Annotated in this window: 4 protein-coding genes; 1 reads left to right on the top strand and 3 read right to left on the bottom strand. The window is 71.4% G+C overall.

Annotated features, from left to right (window positions below; genetic code table 11):
* Nucleotides 1-13 precede the first annotated feature (13 nt).
* From ABZZ74_RS53550 to ABZZ74_RS53540, 3 genes are all read right to left on the bottom strand, one after another.
* On the bottom strand, nucleotides 14-421 hold the full coding sequence (locus ABZZ74_RS53550; protein ID WP_356951359.1) for a roadblock/LC7 domain-containing protein: 408 nt from the start codon (nucleotides 419-421) through the stop codon (nucleotides 14-16).
* A gap of 370 nt (nucleotides 422-791) precedes the next feature.
* Nucleotides 792-1,682 carry a DUF4388 domain-containing protein gene (locus tag ABZZ74_RS53545; RefSeq protein WP_356951358.1) on the bottom strand — a complete coding sequence of 297 codons (891 nt, stop codon included), beginning with the start codon at nucleotides 1,680-1,682 and terminating at the stop codon, nucleotides 792-794.
* Nucleotides 1,679-2,020, bottom strand: a complete 342-nt coding sequence (locus tag ABZZ74_RS53540) for a hypothetical protein (protein WP_356951360.1) — start codon at nucleotides 2,018-2,020, stop codon at nucleotides 1,679-1,681. Before ABZZ74_RS53540 ends, ABZZ74_RS53545 begins: the two co-directional genes overlap by 4 nt.
* 187 nt (nucleotides 2,021-2,207) lie before the next feature.
* Between ABZZ74_RS53540 and ABZZ74_RS53535 the strand changes: the two genes are divergently transcribed.
* On the top strand, nucleotides 2,208-2,573 hold the full coding sequence (locus tag ABZZ74_RS53535; protein ID WP_356951357.1) for a hypothetical protein: 366 nt from the start codon (nucleotides 2,208-2,210) through the stop codon (nucleotides 2,571-2,573).
* The last annotated feature ends 35 nt before the right edge of the window (nucleotides 2,574-2,608 follow it).

The raw sequence follows: 2,608 nt of genomic DNA, 5'->3' as shown, positions 1-2,608 counted from the left end.
GGTGGTCGAATGTTCAGCCCGGCACGTCCTCCGCGAGCACCTTGCTCAGTTCCTCCACGGCGGCAGGTGACTCCCGCTGGAACGCGGCGAGGTCCAGACCCTCGTCGCCCATGACGGTGAGCAGCGCGCGATCGCCCACGGCCGTGACGACGACATGGCCCGAGCCGCCCCGGACGACCACTTCCCGCAGCGGGCCTGCGCCCGTGTGGTCGGCCATGCGGCGGCCGACGCCGAGGGTCGCGGCGGCGAGGGCGGCGACGGACTCGGCGTGCACGGATTCGACGTCGGCGACGACAAGCAGGCCGTCGGCCGTGGACAGGACGCTTTCGCTGACCCCCATCACCCGGTCGCGCAGCGAGGCCAGGATGTCGGTGAGAGTGGTGGCGGAATCACACGGTTCGGACGAAGGGTTTTCGGTCATTGACACGTGCTCCTTGCTCCGGGCGCCTGCGGTGGCTCGTTCGAACGCGTGGTCTCGGGAAGCCCGCCCAGGCCTCTTCTGACGCGCCGCAGGGTCTCCAACGAGGGCTGATCGGCGGCCAGTTCCTCGGGCGAGGGAATGGGATACGCGTACAGCCCCGACTTGCTCCGGCTCACATCACGGACCGGGAGGGGCGGCTTGGCGGGCGAGGGGGTGGCGGTGGTCGGGGAGTCGGGGAGGTCCGGGGAGAGGTCGGATTCCGGAGTTTCCCGAGGCTGGGCCTGTCGCGCGGGTTTCCTGCGTCGGGGGGTTTCCCGCGACCGGGGTTCTTCGCGGTGGTCCTCGCCCGGTGTGCCTTCCGGTGCTGGGCTCACGGGGCACCCTTCTCAGCGTGGTCCGGGGCCGGAGAGGTGCCGCCCGGTCTGCGCCTGGGCAGGGGGTTGGCGGCCGGGGCGGCCCCGGTCGCGGCAGGACTGCCCGGGGTGACACGGGGCGCGGTGCTCGGCCGGTCGCCGGTCGCCGCCCCGGCCCCCCAGAGGACCAGCCCCCACACCTGTAGCCGGATCAGGTCCAGCAGGACGGGGTAGAGCCCGCGTCCGAGGGCGAAGGCGAGATCCCGGGGCGTACGGCGCCCGTTGACACCACCGAGCAGCTCCCGGTACCGCTGCGGTAACCACGCACCACCACGGTGAACCCGAGGAGCGGCACCGGCCCCCGGCGCACCCGCATCCGTATCCGCATCCACGGACCCGTCGCCCGCCGCCAACCTCGGCCGCAACCGCGCCAGTTCGCCCGGTGTCCTCCCGGAGCCGGCCAGTGAGGCCATGCGGCGGGTGGTCTCCTCGGTGAGGTGGCGGGGTTCCACCCCGGGCGTGGTGAGGAGCGTCGGCTCCCGCTCCCCCGTCTCCCAACCGCCCACCGGACTCAGCGCCATGGCGAAGGCGGCGTCGAAGACCGCGGCGGTGCACACCACTTCGAGTTCCGCCGCTCCGATCAGTCCGGCCGCCACCAGATGCCCGCCCAGCCGGTCGGCGTCCGGTTCCGCGGCGCAGGCGGCGAGCCACTGCGCGTCGTCGATGCGCCCCGGCGTGATCAGGACCGATGTGGCGCTGGGCGCGCCGGGCGTCTCGATCGCGCCGACGAGACCGTCCCGCAGATGGATCGTTCCGCCGGGCGAGCCGGAGACCCGGACGGTACCGGTGAACTCCCCCTCGCGCAGTCCCTGCAGGAGCGCCGGGACGTTGCGAGCGGTGGGCGTCATGCCAGCACCTCCGCGAGCCGGTCACCGATGCCGCGCAGGGCGAGCGCGACGTTGGATCGGTCCCGGTCCAGACCCGCGGTCAGCAGCAGGGGATCACCGGCCGGCCGTACGACGCTGAACAGCATCTGGTGGCGGCGCCGACTGGTGAGCACCACGCTCTCCAGCTCTCCCTCGGCGCCGGCCGCGCCGAGACGCTCGGCGATCAGGGTGGCGAAATCGCTGCTCTCCGTGCCGTCCCCGGCCTCGACGACGTCACCGGCGGTGCCGTACACCAGCCCGGTCACCGCGTCGACGAGGGCGACACCCGTGACCCCGGGAGAGTCGAGCAGCCGTTCCAGGGAGGACTGGAGAGCCGTCACGTTTTCCCCCATTGCCCCCCCAAGCCCATACGTCACGCATTAGTTTGAACGTCAAGTTTCGGCACGCACACCAAATTTGGCGCGAAGTGACGCACATGTCGCTTGGGTTCGATCGTAGTTGTCCAGGCATCGACCGGTCAGCAGCACGGAAGAATTGAGGTAACCGGTGAACATCGAGACCGCGCTCAAGGAAGCCATGACCCTGGACGGCGCGATCGGCGCCGCCATCGTCGACTATGAAAGCGGCATGGCCCTCGGCACCCTCGGCGGGGGCCAGGGCCTGGACCTGGAGCTCGCGGCGGCGGGCAACACCGAGGTGGTGCGCGCCAAGATGCGCACCCTGGCCTCGCTGGACATGGATGACGTGATCGAGGACATCCTGATCACGCTGGGCAAGCAGTACCACCTGATCCGCCCGCTGAGCAGCAGCAAGGGGGCGCTGTTCTTCTACGTCGCCCTGGACCGGACGCGCAGCAACCTGGCGCTCGCCCGGCACGGGCTGAGGCGGATCGAGAACGGTCTGGAGATCTGACCGGACGCGCACGGCACGACCGGGGGCGGTCGCCC

Source organism: Streptomyces sp. NPDC006476, assembly GCF_040612015.1.
In the GTDB taxonomy this organism is placed as follows: Bacteria; Actinomycetota; Actinomycetes; order Streptomycetales; family Streptomycetaceae; genus Streptomyces; species Streptomyces griseorubiginosus_B.
The sequence above is the reverse complement of the archived record's forward strand: the minus strand, read 5'-3'. Positions and strand labels throughout refer to the sequence as shown.

Bases quoted from the DNA above. Each gene is read 5' to 3' on its own strand.
- ABZZ74_RS53550 (WP_356951359.1), bottom strand. From the start codon at position 421: ATGACCGAAAACCCTTCGTCCGAACCGTGTGATTCCGCCACCACTCTC.
- ABZZ74_RS53545 (WP_356951358.1), bottom strand. From the start codon at position 1,682: ATGACGCCCACCGCTCGCAACGTCCCGGCGCTCCTGCAGGGACTGCGC.